This is a genomic window from Dehalogenimonas sp. NIT-SK1 (assembly GCF_055384165.1).
This window is the reverse complement of record NZ_AP042352.1, coordinates 547,640-566,919: the sequence shown is the minus strand read 5'-3', so window position 1 is coordinate 566,919 and position 19,280 is coordinate 547,640. Positions and strand designations below refer to the sequence as shown.

Here is a 19,280-nt window from a genome sequence, read left to right as displayed (position 1 = left end):
AAACACTATGCCGAAACGTCATGAAGCCCGCATCATCGCTCTGAAAGCCCTTTTCGAAGTGGATTTAACCGGCCATCCGGTTGAAGAAGTAATCGAACGCCAATTGGAGGCCAATGAACTGCCGCCGGAACAGGAAGTGTTCGCCCGTTCGATCATATCAGGTACCACCAAAAATCAAAAAGAAGCCGATGAACTGATTCATAAACTGGCTCCCGCTTATCCCCTTTCGCAACTGGCGCCGGTTGATCGAAATATTCTAAGGCTTGCAATATATGAAGTTTTACACGATAATAATGTCCCGGTAAGGGTATCAATCAGCGAAGCGGTGGAACTGGCCAAGGAATTTGGCGCGGACAGTTCCGCCAAATTTATAAATGGTGTACTGAGTTCAGTAGCAGCGCTGGCCCGGCCGGAATAACAAATAACGGAGGCAAAAAGGATGGCAACAATTTTCGAACGTGTTAAAAAAATCGGAATTGAACAACTGGGCGTCGAAGACAAGGACGTTAACATGGAGTCCAGCTTCACCGATGATCTTGGAGCGGATTCACTTGACCTGGTTGAACTGATTATGGCTCTTGAAGAAGAATTCAGTACGCCGGAAGCAAAAATTGAAATCCCGGACGAAGAAGCGGAAAAACTCTTGACCGTTAAAGACGTAGTAGAGTACCTGAAGGGTAAAGGCGTTACCGACTAATATTATTTTTTGCGCGTTCACTGGTCGTGCGTTCATTCAATATGGCGCAGCGCCATAGAAAGCGTATCATCTTACCAGAAAAAAACGGCGTGTCAGTTTCTGGAGCCCCGGACACTCAAGGCCTTTATGGAATTTTATGATCTATTGCGTCCGCGCAACCCGGACAACTGGCCGCGCCCGTTGAAAGAATATTGAAACCGCCCTGACTTTGTCTGAGGTACCCCTGTAGCAAACACTATTACATTCCCTCGCTGACCATCATCAAACTCCATTACAAATTCACCCAGGGTTTTAAGTTCTTTGGACGAAAAAAAATCTCCCCACCACCTCATCCGGGTAAATTTGGTACCCTGGGTTGACATCATCTGATAGCGGATATCTGCTACCGGCTTTTCAATATCCTTAGCGTACAGCCGGGCTATACCCCCGCTGTATTGAATGCTCATCCCGTTTCTAAGCGGCCGACACCGCGGAAATAGAAGTAATAACGCGGCGGTATGCCGTGAACGGCTTTATTGACCCGCTTTTTAATGGAACACGCTCCCCAACGGCCATCTTTCAACTCAATATAATATCCGGAACCGTCCGGAACACGGGTGTACTCAACAAAAATCAGCTCCCCCCACCAACCGCTCTGATTGTCACATTGCAAGTGATATTCTACTTCTCCCAGAAGTTCCTCACCGCCGTGATTATACAGCCTGCCCAATTCCATTATTCAATTCCCTTCTAACAAATTGCTAAATTATTCCGATGGATGACCTCTGAGCCATAATCGTAGCCCAGAACACCGGATATTTTACCGGAATGAAGACCTTTAATCCGCAACACGTCCCCGGCGTTATAATTAACTATCCCGTAACCCATCATGCTGCCGCTGGCGTCAATCAGACGGACGATATCACCTCTTTTAAAGGAACCCTCTGCGTCGGTAACTCCCGCCGGCAGCAGACTGCCGCAGCGACGGACAGCTTCAGATGCGCCGGCGTCAAGAATAATACGTCCCCGAACTGACAGACCCGATAGCAGCCAGCGCCGGCGGGCATCCGGTTCGGATTGAGGTAAAAAATGAGTACCCAGTTCCTCGCCGCCTATAACGCGGCTGATAACATCGGCTTCATTACCGGAAGCGATAACCACCCTGGCGCCGGACGCGGAAGCCAGTTTGGCCGCTTCCAATTTAGTCACCATACCGCCCACTGCGGCGCCGCTCCAGGTTCCCCCGGCCAGCGCTTCAATTTCCGGGGTTATTTTTTCAATAGTCGTTATAAGGCGAGCTTGAGTATTCTTCCGAGGATCACTGTCGTAAAGACCGTCAATGTCGGTCAGCATCAGCAGCAGATCAGCTTCAATCAGATTTACCACCATGGCGGAAAGGTTATCGTTATCCCCAAATTTGGCTTCCTGGATCTCATCCACCGCTACCACGTCATTCTCATTGACCAGGGTAATGACTCCCAACTCCATGAGAGCCAGGAGCGTATTGCGGGCATTGAGATATCCGGACCGGTCATTGAGGTCAGTCCGGGTCAGCAGAGCCTGGGCGACAGTAAGCCCGTGCTGGCCGAAAAGAAGTTCATATACGTTCATGAGGCGGCTCTGACCGACAGACGCCATTACCTGGCGGTAAGGAATATCCCGGGTTTTCTTGTACAGTCCCAGTTTTTCTTTACCCGCGGCGATAGCCCCGGAGGTAACTACCACCACCTCAATACCTTCGGCAGCTGACTTGGCGACCTGGGAGACCAGTCCGGTCATAATAACTTCATCAAGCCGGCCGCTGCCTCCGGTCAGGAGGTTGGTGCCCAGCTTGATAACAACGCGGTGGTAGCAGTTTTTCTTCGTCATAACAGTAGCTGAATTGCTGGTCATTATAACAGCGCCTTCCCGAAGGGACAAGGCAGACAGGCCATCCGCACGAAGCTTTTATACCTGCCGGTTGTTTCGGATTAACGCTTAAACTATAATTAAACCAGCCGAGAAACAAGGATAAAGCATGAATGCTGAAAAAGAATTAGAGAATAAATGCCGCCAGGCTAAGGTCTCCAGCCGTAAACTGTCCTGTACGACAACGACGAAAAAAAATACCGCCCTGCGATATATCGCCGATGACCTGGAAAACCGACGGACTGATATTATTAAGGCCAACGCCGCTGACCAGGCTGAAGCCAAAGCCGCCGGCATGAGCGATGCCATGCTGGACCGACTGGTCCTTGATGAACCGCGCATTAAAGCTATTGCCGCTGATGTCAGGGGCATCGCTTCCCTGGCTGATCCCGTAGGTGAAGTTTTTGACATGCGCACTTTTGCCAACGGCCTGGTGATCGGTAAAAAAAGGGTGCCGCTCGGCGTCATCGCGGCCATATACGAATCACGGCCTAATGTTACCGTGGATATTACCGCCTTGTGTCTAAAAGCAGGCAATGCTGTCATTCTGCGCGGCGGAAAAGAAACCATAAACTCCAATCGCGTATTGGTCAGTATTATCCACGATGCCCTGGACAGGGCTGGATTGGACTCTGCCGCCGTCCAATTCATTGACAACACCGACAGAGCATTGGTTCCTACCCTGCTTCACATGAGCGAGTATATCGACCTGGTTATTCCCCGCGGCGGTGCCGGCCTGATTAAATCTGTCAAAGAAACATCTAACATACCGGTGGTTGCCGGTGGCATCGGTGTCTGCCACACCTTTGTCGATGAAACCGCTAAAATTGATGACGCTATTGCCATTGCCTATAACGCCAAAGTGCAGCGTCCCACGGTCTGCAATGCCATGGATACCCTGCTGGTACATAAAGACATCGCCGAGGCTTTCCTGCCGGGAATCGCGGCAGAGTGGGCAAAGGCCGGGGTGGAAATGCGCTGTGATGATAAAGCCCGATCAATCCTGGCTGACCGTAAGGGCCTGAATATTGTTCCAGCCCAGGATGAAGACTGGGGCCGTGAGTACCTGGCGCTTATCGCCGGAGTCAAGGTGGTTGATTCAATCGATGCGGCCCTGGAACATATCGCGGCATACGGCTCGGGCCATTCGGAAGCAATATTAACTGAAGATTACACCAATGCTCAGCGTTTTCTTAACGAAGCTGACGCGGCAGCGGTTTATGTCAATGCCTCCACCCGCTTCACTGACGGAGCCCAGTTCGGTTTGGGGGCGGAAATTGGTATTTCCACCCAGAAAATGCATGCCCGCGGACCTCTGGGACTGAAGGAAATAACCAGTTACAAATGGCTTGTTTACGGCTCAGGCCAGATACGCCCTTAGCCGTAAACATTATCGATTGTTTCCAGTTTTCTCATTCAACGCCAGTGGCGGCGATCTTAAAAAAGGACTGCTTGCAGCTTCAAATAGCTAAAGAAAGGGAAATCAATGTCAAGAATAGATGGCCGCGCGCCCAACGAACTTCGTCCGGTAAAAATAAATCCCGGTTTTCAACCCTATGCCGAAGGTTCGGTGCTTATTGAACAGGGACAAACCAGGGTAATCTGCTCCGTATCCATGGAAGACCGGATCCCCCAGTTTCTGAAAAACTCCGGCACCGGCTGGGTAACAGCTGAATACTCCATGCTGCCGAGATCGACAACCACCCGCTCCCCGCGTGATTCTGCAAAGGGCAAGATATCCGGGCGGAGTCAGGAAATCCAGCGGCTCATCGGCAGGTCACTGAGAGCGGTAACAGATATGTCACTGCTGGGCGAACGTAGTTTCGTCGTCGATTGCGACGTAATACAGGCGGATGCCGGTACCAGGACCGCGGCCATCACCGGCAGTTATGTTGCCCTTTATCTGGCTTTTGACAGGCTGGTAAAACTCGGCGTAATCAAACAGATGCCGTTAACCTTCCAGGTAGCCGCTGTAAGCGTAAGCATCAATAACCAGAATCTGCTACTGGACCCGGCTTTTGATGAAGACTGCGGCGCTGATGCCGATTTCAATCTGGTAATGAACTCCAGGGGAGAGTTTATTGAAATACAGGGAACTGCCGAAAAAAAGGCTTATTCCCGGGATACCATTGATGCTGTACTGAATTTGGCTGATAAGGGCATCAAGCAGCTTTTCGAAATCCAATCACAGGCTCTGAAGGAAACCAGGCAACAACCGTAACCCATTGATGGTTAATCACTTAAGAATTAAGGCGCCTTGAAAGTGTCTCTATCACCCATTCCAGCGCCGCCTTGACCGCCGCCTGTCGATTTTCTTCCCGTTTGCCCTTGAATACAAATTTCCGGTTCCAGGTGCCCCATGGCGTTGCCAGTCCGATATAAAATAAACCAACCGGTTTGTGCGCCGCCCCGCCGGGACCGGCAATACCGGTATCCGACAGGCATATATCCACTCCTAATACCCGGCGTCCTCCACCAGCCATCTGTTCCGCTACCTGAGAACTGACCGCGCCATAAACCAAAAGCGCCGAATACTCCACCCCCACCAGTCCCGTTTTAATTTCATTGTGATAGGCGACTATGCCGCCCTTGCAATAATCCGAAGCCCCGGGAACTGAAATAATCCGGGCGGCTATGAGCCCACCGGTAGCCGACTCGACAGTACCTATGCTCAGGCCTTGCTTTATCAGCAGTTCACCCAGTTGCTTTTCCAAATCAGTCAATTACTTTATACTCTCTCAATATCAGAGGTTATTATAACAAACCGGACCAAATAAAATGACAAGTGATTCAACTATCAATTTTCGTATTCAGCCCGGAGCCCGCAGAAATGAAATCTCGGGTGAATACGGCAACGGCATAAAAGTCAGACTCACCGCCCCACCGGAACAAGGTAAAGCCAACCAGGCCTTGATAAGTCTGCTGGCCGAAAAAACCAGGCTCAAAGAAAATCAGATCCGCATTATACGAGGCCATACATCCAGGAACAAGGTGGTTGTTTTCAATGGAATTGAAGAAACCGAAGTCCGGAAAAAACTGCTGGACTAAGCTTCAGCCCGATGTTCCTCATTGCCGGTTTTAAGCGGCAGTGATACGGTGAAAGTTGTCCCTTGCCCAGGTTCACTGGTAGCGGTGATCCGCCCGTTGTGTTCCTGTACAATACCATGGCAAATGGAAAGGCCTAACCCGGTGCCGCCGCAATCGCCGCGGGTAGTGAAAAACGGGTCAAATACTTTTTCCAAATTCTGCCGCTTTATTCCCGGGCCGTTGTCAGCGATAGTAACCACAATATAGCCATCCATCTCACCGGTGGTGATTATCAGCTTGTCTCCCTTACCCGCATTCATCATTGCCTGCTCAGCGTTGATGATGAGATTGACAAAAACCTGCTCCAGCTGATAATAGTCGGCCCAGTAGCCCGGTAAATCTGCCAAATGAGTAACTACTTTAATACCGTTCTGCCGAAGTTCATATTCACGCAGTTCCAGGGCTTCGGTTATAATCTCGTTGATATCCACCGAACCTTTATGTGGCTCTCGCTGCCGGGCGAAAGTCAGCAGATTCTGCACTACTTTGGCCGCCCGCTGAGCTTCAGAATGAATACGCTTGATATCAACCGTCAGTTTTTCGTCATTGCACTTCCGCAGCAGCCTGTCGGAAAACCCGATAATACCAGTCAATGGATTGTTGATCTCATGAGCTACACCAGCGGCCAATTCTCCTACCGAAGCCAGACGACCGGATAAATTAAGTTCGGATTGAAGCTGTTTTTCTCTTTCAGCAGCTTGCAGCCGTTCGGAATTGTCGCGGACAAAAGCCCAGTAATAGCCTTTGTCCCCCAACTGAATAAAGTTCAGCAGCACTTCCACCGGGATTACCCGGCTGTCTACCCGACGGTATTCAGTTTCCCAAACCAGGGAATCCCTTTTTTTCAGTTCAGCAACATATTTCTTCCAATCCCGGCTGGAAGTTTCAACATCAATATCCTTGATATTGAGCGACATCATGGTTCCCAGGTTATAACCCAGCAGCCGGGTTGCGGCGGCGTTGGCATAAAGGACAGCGCCTTTTTCGTTCAACCAAAAAATAGATTCACCGGCATTCTCAACAGCAAACCGGGTTAGACGACCCATCTCCTGGGCTGTTTTTAAATGAGTAACTTCAATCAAGGACAATAAAGACAAATCGGTACCGGGAAAAACAGCCACATTTAATTCAATATCATGACTGCCCCCGTTCTGGTCAATGAGTACGAATTCATACCTCTCCGGTGCCAGCCCCGGATGACTGCGCCGCAGGTTGTGGTATTCCAGGGCTTTTTTACGGTCTGCTTCGGCTACAAACTCAAACCATGAATGTTTGCCCTCAATTTCCTGGACGCTCAGGTCAACCAATCGCGCCAGAGTATGATTGGCCATCACGATTATGCCTTCCTTGTTGAGGACTGCTTTGGCTGTCCCGGTACGTTCAAACATGGTGCGGAATGTGTTGACCGAGTCACTGAGCAGTAATTGTGATGCCTGGTCTCTTGGCGTCTTTTTTTCAGTCTCCGTATTTGCCATGCTTTACCAATTCCTCCGTATAAGACTGTAACCTTGAGCGTCAGCTTCGGTCAATACGGATAAAACTCTTCACGGCGTTCAAAACATCAGCTTCCCCGAATGGCTTGTTCATCACCCCGAAAGGCCCCTGGGCCAGGGCCTGGGCCATATTTTCACTGTCAGGGAATCCGGTGATAATGGTAACCGGTAAATCAGGGTCAATAGCTCTTATTTTACGCAGCACATCAGCGCCGTTCATACCGGGCATCTTCAGGTCCAGGAAAACCAGGGCGAAATCTTTAGCCTTGATATATTCCAGCGCTTCGGCCCCGCTGCCGGCTGTGACAACATTGTGTCCGGCGTCTTCCAGGATATCCTTAAACAGGTCTCTTATAGTCTGGTCATCATCCACCACCAGTATGGTAGCTTTAGCGCCTACCGCGGTAGAACGCAGCCAGTCATCAATTGCCGCTTTATCAAAGCGCCAGCTGTGACTTACCTTGAGAGCCGGAATAGTGCCTTTCTGCAGCAGCCGGTAAATGGTTTTTTGCGTTACCCGCAGGTACTCCGCTGTTTCACGTACAGTCATTAATTCAGGCATAAGAGACCTCCTTAATTATTAACACCTTTGTGTATAATGGAGATGAATATACTATTTTAGACAATTTGCGTCAAGTTATTTCGGGTTTTAGTCCCTTTTCGCTCGCGTCCAACATTAGAAATCAATAACCATATTTATCATATTATGTCGACTACTGCTGCCATGCTATAATATCAGAATGAGTCTGAAAATCATGCTGGGACTAGCCGCTGTCGAGCGTCTTTCAATAGTGGTGTTGGCTATTGTCCTGTTTCAATTTTTACCGTCCCCGGGGGAATACCCGCTGCCGGAGCAAAACCACCGGGTCGGCCTGCATACCTTCGAACTTAATTATCAGGAACCTTCAGGGCAGATACGGACGGCTGACGCTGCTGTCTGGTACCCATCAAGTGAAACGGCTGAAAAGTACAATTATTACAAAGACACCAGCAGCTACCTGGCGGTTGACGGAGCATTGGCGGGGGGCGCAGCTCCATATCCGCTTATAATTTTCAATCACGGATTCAACGCCTCGGAAATGCAGTCCCTGTTCCTCAAGGAAAAACTGGCCAGTGAAGGCTATATCGTGGCTTCAGTTCATTTTGATGACGGCATCTGGTCAAGCCTTTTCGACTTTATCAACTTTGACGACTATACATCTGACAGTGGCATAGAAGGCTACCTGCATACAACCTATGAAAAATATTTTGATACCTTCCGTTTGCCGCTGGCTTCCGCGTTACTCGATTATATGCTGGGTGAAAACAGCCGGCCTGAGTCCATGTTTTTCCAGGGTATTGACCCGGAAGCCATTGGCATGGGCGGGCATTCTTTCGGCGGCCTGACTACACTGGGACTCATCGGCGCCCACCCCGACCCGGAAAAAATGGACCCGCGCGTGAAAGCGGCATTACTGCTGTCCTCACCAATCTTCCCATATGAAGAAAACATAACCAGTATTGACATCCCTGTTATGTCAATGCGCGGAGATTATGACCTGTTGCTCAACCGACCGGAAGAATCGATGTGGCATCTTGAAGATGAAATTAATCAACCATATTATTATTTGGTGCTCAGTAACGCCGACCATTTTACCTTCTCGGAAACTGACGCCGGGCTGGGCTGGGTACCGGCTGCCAACGAAAAAGATGAACAACTCATGACAATAAATGAATACTCGCTGGCCTTTTTTGATCTCTACCTTAAAAAAGACATTTCCGCTGAGGCCGTCCTGTCGCATAAATCACCGGCATTGGCACTCTACATTTCCGATGTTGACCCGTAGCGCAGGACTCTTACCTTCTCCATGGTTATTAAACCATCATCCATTATCCGTTCTATCTCCGGCAACACATTGTCCAAATTTTCCTGGGTATCCACCAGTTCAACAATTATAGGCAAATCCTGGGAAAGACGCAGCAGGTGAGCGGAATGAATACGGCTGCGCGCCCCGTAGCCGGCAATACCCCGCAGTACGGTAGCCCCGGCTAAACCGCTCCGCATAAAAAGCTCCAGCAGGGCCATATACAAAGGCTTCCCGGAAACAGTATCGGCCTCGCCGGCAAAGATGCGCATCAGCACCTGTTCACCTTCCAGTTTTCTCATGAGACACCTCCGCCAATCAGTCTTCCGGTATAAAGTCCGGCCAGTACCGCCATAATACACAAAGCCACATTAGTCAGTATATTAAGTGCCGCGGCGCCCCATGCGCCCTCGTGAATGAATTGAACGGTTTCATAGCTAAAAGTGGAAAAGGTAGTAAAAGCCCCCAAAAACCCAACGGTAAGGGCGGTGCGCAAATGAGGAGACATGATATCCGTGGTCAGGCCAAGGTGCATAACCAAACCTATAAGAAAACTGCCCAGGATGTTGACAACCAGGGTCCCATAGGCAAATCCCTGTCCCATCAGGGAATAAACCGCCCCGGAAAGAGCGTACCTTGAAATCGCTCCAATTGCCCCGGATGCACCAATCAGCAGGAGAAGATTCATGGTGCTATTTTATGACCTTCATCCAATAAACACAAAAAAGAGGCAGCATGCCAAAATTAGCATGCTGCCTCTTTTCAGTCTTGCGCTTATATTTTATTAATATTCTGTTTTCTGGCTGGCGAAACAATCGCTGCAGTACACCGGCCGTCCGTTGCGGGGTTCGAAGGGGACTTCGGTCTCTTTATTACAGGCGGCGCATACAGCGGGGAACATCTGGCGCGCGCCACCCATTCCGGCACCGCCGCGGCTTTGCTTGCGTGCTTGTCGGCAGGAAGGACAACGTTTGGGGTCATTGGTGAACCCTTTTGAATTGAAAAATTCCTGCTCCGAGGCGCTGAAAGTAAAATCGCTTCCGCAATCAGCGCATTGAATGGTTCTGTCTTCGGCCATGGATGACTCTTGCTCCTTTTTGATATATACTTTGGTTTACGGTCAGGTCATCCGAACCATGGCATTCACCATTCTCGATTGAGACACCAACTTTCAACCGCACTAGAGTATGCCACGGCTCACGCTTACTGTCAACCGTAACCAAACCGAAACCGAATTCAGACCAATTAAACAAGGTAAAACAGTCCAAAACCATGAATCGAAGCAAACAGACACTTCCGGACGCCCTGGTCATCATTGGCCCCACCGGCTCCGGAAAAACACCGCTGGGAAAACTGATTGAGAAAACCGGCCTGCATGGCAGAAGCTGTTTTCATTTTGATTTTGGAGAGAGTCTGCGCCATTATTCTGCCAGTCCCGACGGCTCACTGATTCTGCAGGAACTGCGAATAATCAACGAATCACTTTTTCACGGCACCCTGCTGGAAGACCGCCATTTCTCTATTGCCGACAAGCTGCTGGCGGGTTTTATTAACAGTAATATCCGCTCCCCCCGAGACATGGTAATAATGAACGGCCTGCCGCGGCATATCGGACAGGCCATGGCTCTGCGTAACCGTATCCGCGTGACAGCGCTGCTGCTGCTGAAATGCACTCCGGAAACAGTGCTGGAACGAATCAGGCAGGATACCGGTGGAGACCGCGGCAGCCGGGAAGACGATGAACTGGAAAAAGTCATTGACCGGCTGAATATCTTTAATCAAAGAACCATTCCGCTGATTGATCACTATCGTGAGCACGGTGTACCGGTAATAGAAGTACCGGTCGGCAGCCAAAGCACCGCTGAAGAAATCCTGTCTCTGTTCAGGCGAAAAGCCAGGTTATCCTAGGTCACTGCTGCCGGGCAGACGTCGCTTAAGGTCCTCTACCAGCAAATCAGGCCGGTCAGCGTTGATGAATACACTATCCACCGGGACTGTCTTTTTACCCCATAATACCGGAGTCGCCGGTTGCTTCAGCGAAACTTTAATCCTGGTAGTGCTGCCCACGCTGAAAAACACCGTCGGTTCATCACTGCTGAATTTGACGCCGTCACCCTTCTGCCCGATGCCCTCTAAGCTGAGTTCGGCGGATTCAATATCACTGTAAGGAATAAAAACATAAGACAGCACACCGTAGCGAATGAGGAATCCGTCTTCTTTCATCAGGTGAGGCAAAGCTACCATTGAAGCGTAAAGCCCCAGGGTCCAGTACAGAGCGTAAAAAGCCAGTATGCTAAGCGTCCAGGTCAGCCATTCCTGGGCTAAAATAAATGCCAGCAGCAGAATAGCCGCCGGAGTTACAAAGAGAAAAGCAAAGGTCAACGCCATGACGGCGGACTTTCGGTGATAAGTGTGCTCCCCTTCAACAGGCCGCTTCCGTTGCAGGACCCATAGTATCAGGTAGTAACCCAGCTTCAGTTCAATTTTAAGTACCCTTATGATCTTTGAAAACATAACACCTCCAGCACCGTCAATTTAAGTATATCAGACCTGAAAAGCCTGCTTAAATATTATCTGATTCAGGTGCCGATATATTTGAATATACCAATTCACCTTTTGCCGAGTGAACAATTAAGGTTTAAAATATAGTCAATTGAACCAAAGGAGGCTGAAAATGGCCGATCCCCGCGTCCGAAAGCTGGCCGAATTATTAGTCCGCTATTCAACCCGTATAAAACCTGGTGATAAAGCAGTCATCAATACCCCGGCGGCCGCTATGCCGCTGGCCCGCGCCATCTACCTTGAAGCCCTCAAGGCCGGCGGCCACCCTTTTGTTATGCCCCGCGGTGACTTTGATGACCTGCTGTATCGCTACGGCTCTGACGAGCAGCTCGAATTCATCCATCAGCCACAGCGGCACGTTTCCGAAAATTATGACGCCCGCTTCGCCATCCTGGCTGAAGAAAATACCAAAAAACTCTCCAACATTGACCCTCAAAAAATGGTTATGTTTGACCGCGCCCGCACCGACCTGATGCGAACGATGATGAAAAGGTCTGCCGCCGGTGAGTTCAACTGGGTAGTCGCCCCGTACCCAACTAACGCAATGGCCCAGGACGCTGAAATGAGCCTGGAAGAATATCAGGACTTTGTGTACGGCGCCTGTATGCCGAACACGGAAGACCCAATAAAATACTGGGAAGCCCAGAGCCATCGTTTGCAGAAAGTAATAGACTGGCTCAAGGGTCGCAGGCAGGTCCATATAACCGCGTCAGAAACTGACCTCAAGCTGTCAATAGAAGACCGCAGTTTTGTTAAATGCGACGGTCGCTTCAACATTCCTGACGGAGAAGTATTCACCGGACCAGTTGAAAACAGCGCTGACGGACAGGTCTATTTCTCCTATCCGGCCATAGAAAACGGGAGGGAAGTAACCGGAGTACGGCTGTGGTTTGAAAAAGGCCGGGTAGTAAAAGCCACGGCTGAAAAAAACGAGGAGTTTTTGCTGCGGACCCTTGATACGGACGAAGGCGCCAGGCGCCTGGGGGAATTTGCTATCGGCACCAATGACGGCATCAGCAAATTCACCGGTGAAATCCTGTTTGATGAAAAAATAGGCGGCAGTTTCCACCTGGCGCTGGGAGCGGGTTACCCAGAAACCGGATCTAAAAATGAATCCGCTATTCACTGGGACATGGTCTGCGACCTGCGTAATGGCGGCGAGATAAAAGTCGATGGGGAACTGCTGTATCAAAACGGGGCCTTTGTCATTGATATCTAAGCTTCCGACAAAAAAAGCGGGGGTGCATTATTCATGCGCCCCCGCTTTAAAATTCACGCCTGGTACTTAACGTCTGCCCCTGCCCTCTCTGGAACCGGAACCAACGGGTACTTTTTTCTCAGCCTGGGCTTCTTCCTGGGTTAATACCTTACCGCCGTAATTAACCCAGCCGCATTGAAAACACTGCTCATAAGAGCCGTATTCATCGCTGGCGCTGAATATGTCGCCGCCATGACAACGAGGGCAACTCTTTATCTTGTACATATCAGATTTACCTCCGTATAGTTTTTTATTCATGTAGCCACATTTTAATTGACCCTCTTCCGGAAGTAAGTAACCTAAGTCACCTGCCTGGAGCCTCCTCCATATACCAGAGAACGGTTATTTTTTAAGATTATACCTTTGCAGGTTCTTGGCCATTTTGGAAAACCTTTTCCCTTCTTTTTTCTGCTGCAGACGTCCCAGCTGGTCTTCTTTCATGGCTAGGTGTTCCAGTTCTTTATTCAGCTTGTGGTAACCATTCAGACGCCCATTATCGAGTTGGCCTTTGTCAACGGCCCGCAGTACCGCGCACCCGGGTTCACCGGTGTGAGTGCAGTCATTAAAACGGCATCCACGTCCCAATTCAGCAATTTCTGAAAAAGTGTTGTTCAGGTCATCCTCACCAGCCCACAGCTGCAGTTCCCGCATACCCGGAGTATCAATCACCATCCCACCGCCGGGGACGTAAAAAATCTCCCGCCGGGTAGTGGTATGCCGTCCTTCAAGGTCGTCAGCGCGGACTTCACCGGTCTTCTGTTTTTCCTCGCCGGTCAAGGCGTTGGTGAGGGCGGACTTACCGGCACCCGAGGAGCCGATAAAGGCAACCGTCCTGCCGTAACCCAGGTAACCACGCAGCTCATCTATTCCGCTGCCGTCTCTGGCTGAAACCGCGTGTACCGGCACACCCATGGCAATAACCTCAACATCTCTCAGCCGAATGGCGTAATCGGGGCAAATATCGATTTTGTTAAGCAGCAATACCGGTGAGGCTCCGCTGCTCCAGGCCAGGGTAAGATATCGTTCAATGCGCCTGATGTTCAAGTTCCTACCGCCGTCAAGACCGCTGACAATAAATACGGTGTCAATATTGGCCGCCACAATCTGCTCAGCGGTCTTTTCTCCAGCCATCTTACGGGTGAACTTGCTTTTTCGCGGCAGCACGGCGTGAATAACCCCGCTGTCGCCATCGGTGTCCGGCTTAAAGACGGCCCAGTCTCCGACAGCAGGCTGCCCAATGCCGAATATTCCGCCGTCATGGCGCAGCCTGCCTGAAACCGTAGCCCGGTAGTCCCGGTCTTCGCTGCGGACCAGCCATAACCCGCGGGATTCCGCCGTAACTCTAACCGGGAACTGTCCGGTGATACCGGCGAGCCGAAAATTAGCGGCAAAAAACTCATCCCAACCCATATCTTCGATCGTAGTAATTTTTGAATCACTCAACTTGAATAATCTCCATTAATGTATAGCGTTACCTGGAAAATCAAAAGCCGCGGCTGTCGTCCGCGGCTTTTCGTAATTAAAAAAGCCGCTCCCTTCGGAGCGGCCTGACTAAACCCTGAACATTATCAAGTTTTCAGCAAGTCAACCGGCAGACCCGAAAGGATAAGACGCAGCAATCGCGGTATTAAATACAGCCATCAATATCCCTCCTGTTACTACTTGATTAACCATCAAATATTAGCACCGCCCGCCGGAGGCGTCAACAGGTCAACAGCCGGCAACTTAATCATCTCCTCAAAATCAACAAATCGTCTCCATATTATCTCCATAATCGCTTGTTATCATGAGAATATAACCAATACATATTGAAAGGTGGTGACAAAAATGAAAAAGAATTGGAAGATCGCAGCGGTAACCCTGACCGTAGCGGCTCTGGCCACTGGGTTCGGCACTGCGGCTTTTGCCGCGGATGAACCGGCCGTAGTCCCCGGCACCTGTACCGGAGAAGGGATGGGCGGAGGCTTCAAAGGCGCCTTCGGAGGCAATTCAGTCGTCATTACGGATGTACTGGGACTGACCCATGAAGAGCTTTATGAACTGCGCCTGGAAGGCAAAACACTGGCGGAAATCGCCGCTGCCCAGGGAGTAAGTGAAGATGCCCTGGTTTCAGCCATGCTGGAACAGCGGCAGGAGATTCTCCAGGCCGCGGTAGAAGAAGGCCGGATTACCCAGGAACAGGCAGATTTCATGCTCCAGAACATGGAACAGAGTATCCTGACTAGGATTAACTCTGACGTCGCTCCAAGAGGCACGGGTGCCTGCGCGGGTCTGACCGGTGAAACCGCCGGACCCGGCGGTGCTAAAGCCGGCTTCGGCGGTATGCGCCGCTAGACAGCCGCCCTCACCAAAACCTGATCCCTGACCCGCCGGACGGCTGGCCTCCGGGCCCGCCGTCCGGCTATTTAACAAAAGATTGCGGCAAAGCCCCCACCAGGTTTATATTATGAATATGACAAAAAAAATACTGGTTGTTGACGACGAGCAGAAAATCATCAATATTGTCCGGGCTTACCTGGAAAAAGAAAATTATCAGGTAGTCACCGCCTCGGACGGCGAAACAGCGCTGAAAATGTTCCGCCGGGAAAAACCGGACCTTATTGTGCTTGACCTGATGCTGCCGCGGCTTTCCGGTAATGACGTCTGCCGCATCATTCGCGGCGAATCGGAAACACCCATTATCATGCTCACCGCCCGGGATGAACTGACAGATAAGATAGTGGGTCTGGAACTGGGCGCCGATGACTACGTTACTAAACCTTTTGAGGCCCGTGAACTGGTGGCCAGGATAAAAGCCATCCTGCGTCGCTCGGGACCGAATTCTTTTCCGCCGGTAATCAGGGCTGGCGACCTGGTAGTTGATACTGAACGCCGCCAGGCCGCCATCAGAGAAAAGTCCATTGACCTGACCACCATGGAATTTGACCTGCTTCGTCTGCTGGCCAGCCATCCGGGAAGGGTCTTTTCCCGGGCTGAAATCCTGGACCGTATTCAGGGTGACGCTTATGAAGGATATGACCGTACCATAGACAGCCATGTCAAGAATCTCCGCCGCAAGATTGAACCTGATCCGGAAAAACCTTCATACATTCACACCGTCTACGGCGCCGGCTATAAAATGGAGATAAGCCGTTGAACAGCCTGGCGATTAAACTTGGTTCCGCGCTGGTGCTGGTGGCCGTTGTCGCCGTTTCCATAATGGCGCTGCTGACCAATCAGTACACCAAAAGCGAATTTGAGAGCTATGTATCTTCAAACCCGATGTATGCCAGTTCCATCAGCAACTCGCTGGCCGTGTATTACCTGCAAAATGAGGCGAGCTGGGATGGCGTCAACGAGGTATTGCCTTCGCTGCTGATCTTTGACACTGACCGGCTGGTACTGGCGGACACCGGCGGCAGCATCATCGGGGATACTAGCGGTGAACTTATTGGTTCCACCATTAACCAGGCCGGTTTAAGCGGCGGCCATTCCATTGAACTATCTGACCCCAATACGGTAATCGGTCGCTATTTTTACCTGAGACATACGCCCGGTTCCGGCGGGATGGGCGGCGGCATGGGCAGCGGCGGCATGGGGCCGGGCGGCATGATTAACGATGGCGAATCCACGGTAGTAGTAACCAACGCCGAGGCCGATTTCCTGGAGCAGACCAATCGATGGCTGTGGCTGGCCGGAGCAATAGCCGTAGCCGTTGCCATTCTCATAGCCGCTTTCCTGGCCGCGCAGATAAGCCGTCCTTTAAAAGCACTGAGTAACGGTGCCGGACAAATCGCCTCCGGAAATCTCTCGCATCGGGTGAAGGTAGGTTCTAAAGATGAAACCGGACGTCTGGCGGAGTCTTTTAACGCCATGGCCGTCAGCCTGCAAAAAAGTGAAGAAGCCCGCAAGCGCCTGTTGGCTGATGTCGCCCATGAACTGCGAACACCTTTGACGGTTATCAACGGTACGGTGGACGCCATGATAGACGGCGTCTTGCCTACCGACGAGCGCCAGCTCGGCATTATAAAGGGGGAATCCGCTTTGCTGACCCGGCTGATTGCCGACCTGCGGGACCTGTCGCTGGCCGAAGCCGGCAGATTAAAACTCGATATATCTTCCATTGACCTGGGAGACATGGTCCACCGCAAGCTGGAGCAGTTCCGCCCCCTGGCTGATGCCAAGAATATCGGTCTTAACTTCCACAATCCGGGCGAATTGCCGACGGTGCCGGGGGACTGGGTACGGCTGGAACAGGTGCTGGCCAATCTGATTTCCAACGCCCTGCGCCACACCCCGGAAGGGGGGAGCATCAATATCACTCTGGGAAGTTCAGCGTCAGACACCGGCCGGATGGTTGATATCAAGGTCGCCGATTCCGGTGAGGGCATCGCCCCGGATGAACTGCCTCACATCTTTGACCGTTTCTACCGCATCGAGGATTCCCGGGCTCACGCTGAAGGCAGCGGCGCCGGATTGGGACTGGCTATCGTCAAACAAATGGTTGAGGCTCACCACGGGCAGGTTGAAGTAACCAGCGCCCCCGGACAGGGCACCACTTTTACCATTTCCCTGCCGGTCGAAACCGCCGGCGGCTGAATATCCCTTTTCCGGTTGTCAGGCCGCTCCCTGCTGTGCTGACCTGATCATGACCAGCAGCATCTTAAAAGGAGATACGGCGCGCAGAGAATGCGGCTCATTAGCCGGCATTATAATCATTTGTCCCTTTTCCAGTTCATGCGTCTTGCCGGAAATGACCACCTCAGCCTCCCCATCAGCTGCATATACGAAGGCGTCAAACGGCGCTGAGTGTTCAGACAAACCCTGGTCGGCATCAAAGGCGAACAGGGTGATAGTGCCGGCCGGCTTATCGGTCAGGGTACGGCTGACCACCGCGCCCGGTTGATATTCTATCAAGCCGGCCAGATCCAGCGCCCTGCCGATGACCTCATCTTGTGCTGACATGCGGAACCTCTCAATCATAAAATCATTAAAATCCAGTTTATCATATTTACACCGCAAGTTACTCATCAACTGACCGGAGTCGTTAACCCATCTACCGCAACAAACATACCTTAACTTCATTGCTTTTTATTAACACATATTATCTAAATACTTGCCTTTTGTTGTCCGGCTGTGTATGGTTTATAGGTATATTGTGGAAAATCAGTATGTAATAGATTGAAAATTTCTTGATTTCTTCAGTTGATTTTAAATACAGCGATTTCCAGGCAGGAGAATAAAATATTATGACTAGTAACCCGGACATCAGTAAAATCGCCCTGCTGGGCTGGAGCCTGCGGGCTATTGACGCTATCGACCGATTCAATCGCCCCTACGTAGTGGTTGCCCCTGAATGGGCGACTGATTACGCCCGAAAAAATAATATTCCCTTTGTCCCGTGGGATTTCGACCGACTCAATGAACGCTCCTATGAATTGACGCAGACCTTGCAGGAAAAAGGAGTGGAGGTAGCCGTACCTCTTTTTGAGGAAACCGTTGAGTGGGCCGGAGCCATCAATTCCGTACTGATGAAAAAACCGTCCCTGTTTAATCAAGCTTTGCTTTTCCGGGATAAATCCCTGATGAAGCGCCGGGCTCAGCTGGCCGGCATCAGGGTAGGCATCTTTGAAGAAGCCCATAACCCAAATGATGTGATCCATTTCCTGAAGCGGGTCAACCAGGCTCTGCTTAAACTGGACGGTGATCCCAACGACCCCATCCATTTCAAGCCGTTTGACAAGGCCGGCTGCCTGGGGCACCGGGTAATCCGCACCGTAGAAGACGTGGAAAATATTCACAGTGATGAATACCCGGCCTTGTTGGAGAGTCACCTCGACGGTTTGGAATTCGCCTGTGAGGTATTCATCCATAATCGTAAAATACGCTTCCTGAATATTTCGGAATACGTCCACTTGGGTTATTCCGTTTTCCTTCCGGCCTCTCCCCGCCTGGAAAAATGGCGGCCACGGATAACCCAGGAAATTGAAAAGCTCATTGAGGCCTTTGATATCGATTACGGCCTTATTCACCCCGAGTACTTCATCACCAATGACGGACAGCTATTCTTCGGTGAAGTCGCCTACCGCGTTCCCGGCGGCAACGCTTTTGAACTTATTGAGCGGGCATATGGCTTCAACGCCTATCAGGCCCATGTCCTGGCCAGCGACCCAAAGGCAACCGAGGAGGAAATAGAGGCCTTTTTCCCCGGGAAAGTCGTTGACGCCAAAGGCCATGCCGGCTGTTTCCTGGTTTACCCGCGCCGCCGAGTCATATCCAAGCTGGAAATACCGGCGGAAACGGAAAATGACTCTTACTATGAACACCATGACCTGCAATCACCGGCAGAAACCAAGGTATCCAAGCGGGTAGCTTTCGGCAATCATTACGGTTCGGTTTATTTCTTCGGCAGTGACCCTGACTACATGCGCCAGCTCCTTTTAAACCAGGAAGAGCTTGATTACTACGTCTAA

Annotated in this window: 25 protein-coding genes; 12 read left to right on the top strand and 13 right to left on the bottom strand. The window is 50.9% G+C overall.

Features of this window, described 5'->3' with window-relative positions:
* Positions 1-7: 7 nt before the first annotated feature.
* Together nusB and ACZ48S_RS03015 are read left to right on the top strand one after the other, a co-directional pair.
* Positions 8-418, top strand: coding sequence for a transcription antitermination factor NusB (gene nusB, locus ACZ48S_RS03020; protein WP_464213932.1), 411 nt, complete (start codon positions 8-10; stop codon positions 416-418).
* A gap of 21 nt (positions 419-439) precedes the next feature.
* Positions 440-697, top strand: coding sequence for an acyl carrier protein (locus tag ACZ48S_RS03015; RefSeq protein WP_464213930.1), 258 nt, complete (start codon positions 440-442; stop codon positions 695-697).
* Between the two features lie 134 nt (positions 698-831).
* Here ACZ48S_RS03015 and ACZ48S_RS03010 read toward each other — a convergent pair whose 3' ends face one another.
* Genes ACZ48S_RS03010 through proB form a run of 3 tightly spaced genes read right to left on the bottom strand, consistent with a single transcriptional unit; the run spans position 832 to position 2,569 of the window.
* Positions 832-1,143, bottom strand: coding sequence for a hypothetical protein (locus tag ACZ48S_RS03010; protein WP_464213928.1), 312 nt, complete (start codon positions 1,141-1,143; stop codon positions 832-834).
* On the bottom strand, positions 1,140-1,412 hold the full coding sequence (locus ACZ48S_RS03005; protein WP_464213926.1) for a hypothetical protein: 273 nt from the start codon (positions 1,410-1,412) through the stop codon (positions 1,140-1,142). The genes ACZ48S_RS03010 and ACZ48S_RS03005 overlap by 4 nt, the downstream gene beginning before the upstream one ends.
* A 14-nt stretch (positions 1,413-1,426) precedes the next feature.
* Complete coding sequence (proB, locus tag ACZ48S_RS03000; protein ID WP_464213924.1) at positions 1,427-2,569, bottom strand: glutamate 5-kinase; 1,143 nt, start codon at positions 2,567-2,569, stop codon at positions 1,427-1,429.
* Positions 2,570-2,693: 124 nt separating this feature from the next.
* Here proB and ACZ48S_RS02995 point away from each other — a divergent pair, with 124 nt between their 5' ends.
* Both ACZ48S_RS02995 and rph read left to right on the top strand, forming a co-directional pair.
* The gene (locus tag ACZ48S_RS02995) at positions 2,694-3,965 is read left to right on the top strand and encodes a glutamate-5-semialdehyde dehydrogenase (protein WP_464213922.1); all 1,272 of its coding nucleotides are present in this window, start codon (positions 2,694-2,696) and stop codon (positions 3,963-3,965) included.
* Positions 3,966-4,070: 105 nt separating this feature from the next.
* Positions 4,071-4,805, top strand: a complete 735-nt coding sequence (gene rph / locus ACZ48S_RS02990; protein ID WP_464213920.1) for a ribonuclease PH — start codon at positions 4,071-4,073, stop codon at positions 4,803-4,805.
* A gap of 19 nt (positions 4,806-4,824) precedes the next feature.
* Here rph and ACZ48S_RS02985 read toward each other — a convergent pair whose 3' ends face one another.
* A complete protein-coding gene (locus ACZ48S_RS02985; RefSeq protein WP_464213918.1) occupies positions 4,825-5,307 on the bottom strand; it encodes a CinA family protein in 483 nt (160 codons plus the stop codon).
* A 55-nt stretch (positions 5,308-5,362) separates the two neighbouring features.
* Between ACZ48S_RS02985 and ACZ48S_RS02980 the strand changes: the two genes are divergently transcribed.
* Entirely contained in the window at positions 5,363-5,632 is a 270-nt protein-coding gene (locus tag ACZ48S_RS02980; RefSeq protein ID WP_464213916.1) for a DUF167 domain-containing protein, read from the top strand.
* Here the strand turns inward: ACZ48S_RS02980 and ACZ48S_RS02975 are convergent.
* Entirely contained in the window at positions 5,629-7,146 is a 1,518-nt protein-coding gene (locus ACZ48S_RS02975; RefSeq protein WP_464213914.1) for a PAS domain-containing sensor histidine kinase, read from the bottom strand. The genes ACZ48S_RS02980 and ACZ48S_RS02975 overlap by 4 nt on opposite strands.
* Positions 7,147-7,186: 40 nt before the next feature.
* Positions 7,187-7,726: a response regulator gene (locus ACZ48S_RS02970; RefSeq protein WP_464213912.1), complete on the bottom strand. Its 540-nt coding sequence runs from the start codon at positions 7,724-7,726 to the stop codon at positions 7,187-7,189.
* A 178-nt stretch (positions 7,727-7,904) separates the two neighbouring features.
* Between ACZ48S_RS02970 and ACZ48S_RS02965 the strand changes: the two genes are divergently transcribed.
* Positions 7,905-8,990, top strand: coding sequence for an alpha/beta hydrolase family protein (locus ACZ48S_RS02965; RefSeq protein ID WP_464213910.1), 1,086 nt, complete (start codon positions 7,905-7,907; stop codon positions 8,988-8,990).
* On the opposite strand, the gene ACZ48S_RS02960 is transcribed toward ACZ48S_RS02965, so the two are convergent.
* From ACZ48S_RS02960 to ACZ48S_RS02950, 3 genes are all read right to left on the bottom strand, one after another.
* Positions 8,966-9,310: a DUF190 domain-containing protein gene (locus tag ACZ48S_RS02960; protein ID WP_464213908.1), complete on the bottom strand. Its 345-nt coding sequence runs from the start codon at positions 9,308-9,310 to the stop codon at positions 8,966-8,968. The two genes, ACZ48S_RS02965 and ACZ48S_RS02960, sit on opposite strands and share 25 nt — an antisense overlap.
* Complete coding sequence (gene crcB / locus ACZ48S_RS02955) at positions 9,307-9,696, bottom strand: fluoride efflux transporter CrcB (RefSeq protein ID WP_464213906.1); 390 nt, start codon at positions 9,694-9,696, stop codon at positions 9,307-9,309. The genes ACZ48S_RS02960 and crcB overlap by 4 nt, the downstream gene beginning before the upstream one ends.
* 96 nt (positions 9,697-9,792) lie before the next feature.
* Positions 9,793-10,086, bottom strand: coding sequence for a zinc-ribbon domain containing protein (locus ACZ48S_RS02950; RefSeq protein ID WP_464213904.1), 294 nt, complete (start codon positions 10,084-10,086; stop codon positions 9,793-9,795).
* Between the two features lie 194 nt (positions 10,087-10,280).
* Here ACZ48S_RS02950 and ACZ48S_RS02945 point away from each other — a divergent pair, with 194 nt between their 5' ends.
* Positions 10,281-10,916, top strand: a complete 636-nt coding sequence (locus ACZ48S_RS02945) for a nucleoside monophosphate kinase (protein ID WP_464213902.1) — start codon at positions 10,281-10,283, stop codon at positions 10,914-10,916.
* On the opposite strand, the gene ACZ48S_RS02940 is transcribed toward ACZ48S_RS02945, so the two are convergent.
* Positions 10,908-11,522, bottom strand: coding sequence for a hypothetical protein (locus ACZ48S_RS02940; RefSeq protein ID WP_464213900.1), 615 nt, complete (start codon positions 11,520-11,522; stop codon positions 10,908-10,910). The genes ACZ48S_RS02945 and ACZ48S_RS02940 overlap by 9 nt on opposite strands.
* Before the next feature lie 160 nt (positions 11,523-11,682).
* On the opposite strand from ACZ48S_RS02940, the gene ACZ48S_RS02935 reads away from it, so the two are divergent.
* Positions 11,683-12,789, top strand: coding sequence for an aminopeptidase (locus tag ACZ48S_RS02935; RefSeq protein WP_464213898.1), 1,107 nt, complete (start codon positions 11,683-11,685; stop codon positions 12,787-12,789).
* A 66-nt stretch (positions 12,790-12,855) separates the two neighbouring features.
* On the opposite strand, the gene ACZ48S_RS02930 is transcribed toward ACZ48S_RS02935, so the two are convergent.
* Positions 12,856-13,053: a hypothetical protein gene (locus ACZ48S_RS02930; RefSeq protein ID WP_464213896.1), complete on the bottom strand. Its 198-nt coding sequence runs from the start codon at positions 13,051-13,053 to the stop codon at positions 12,856-12,858.
* A gap of 117 nt (positions 13,054-13,170) precedes the next feature.
* Entirely contained in the window at positions 13,171-14,271 is a 1,101-nt protein-coding gene (rsgA, locus tag ACZ48S_RS02925; RefSeq protein WP_464213894.1) for a ribosome small subunit-dependent GTPase A, read from the bottom strand.
* Positions 14,272-14,655: 384 nt separating this feature from the next.
* Here rsgA and ACZ48S_RS02920 point away from each other — a divergent pair, with 384 nt between their 5' ends.
* The 3 genes from ACZ48S_RS02920 to ACZ48S_RS02910 all read left to right on the top strand — a co-directional run bounded on the left by ACZ48S_RS02920 (position 14,656) and on the right by ACZ48S_RS02910 (position 17,406).
* A complete protein-coding gene (locus tag ACZ48S_RS02920) occupies positions 14,656-15,162 on the top strand; it encodes a DUF2680 domain-containing protein (protein WP_464213892.1) in 507 nt (168 codons plus the stop codon).
* 118 nt (positions 15,163-15,280) lie between these two features.
* Positions 15,281-15,964 (top strand): response regulator transcription factor, encoded by a 684-nt coding sequence (locus ACZ48S_RS02915; protein ID WP_464214542.1) that lies wholly within the window; start codon positions 15,281-15,283, stop codon positions 15,962-15,964.
* The gene (locus tag ACZ48S_RS02910; protein WP_464213890.1) at positions 15,961-17,406 is read left to right on the top strand and encodes a HAMP domain-containing sensor histidine kinase; all 1,446 of its coding nucleotides are present in this window, start codon (positions 15,961-15,963) and stop codon (positions 17,404-17,406) included. The genes ACZ48S_RS02915 and ACZ48S_RS02910 overlap by 4 nt, the downstream gene beginning before the upstream one ends.
* A gap of 18 nt (positions 17,407-17,424) precedes the next feature.
* Here ACZ48S_RS02910 and ACZ48S_RS02905 read toward each other — a convergent pair whose 3' ends face one another.
* Complete coding sequence (locus ACZ48S_RS02905) at positions 17,425-17,772, bottom strand: cupin domain-containing protein (protein ID WP_464213888.1); 348 nt, start codon at positions 17,770-17,772, stop codon at positions 17,425-17,427.
* Positions 17,773-18,056: 284 nt separating this feature from the next.
* Between ACZ48S_RS02905 and ACZ48S_RS02900 the strand changes: the two genes are divergently transcribed.
* Positions 18,057-19,280, top strand: coding sequence for an ATP-grasp domain-containing protein (locus tag ACZ48S_RS02900; RefSeq protein ID WP_464213886.1), 1,224 nt, complete (start codon positions 18,057-18,059; stop codon positions 19,278-19,280).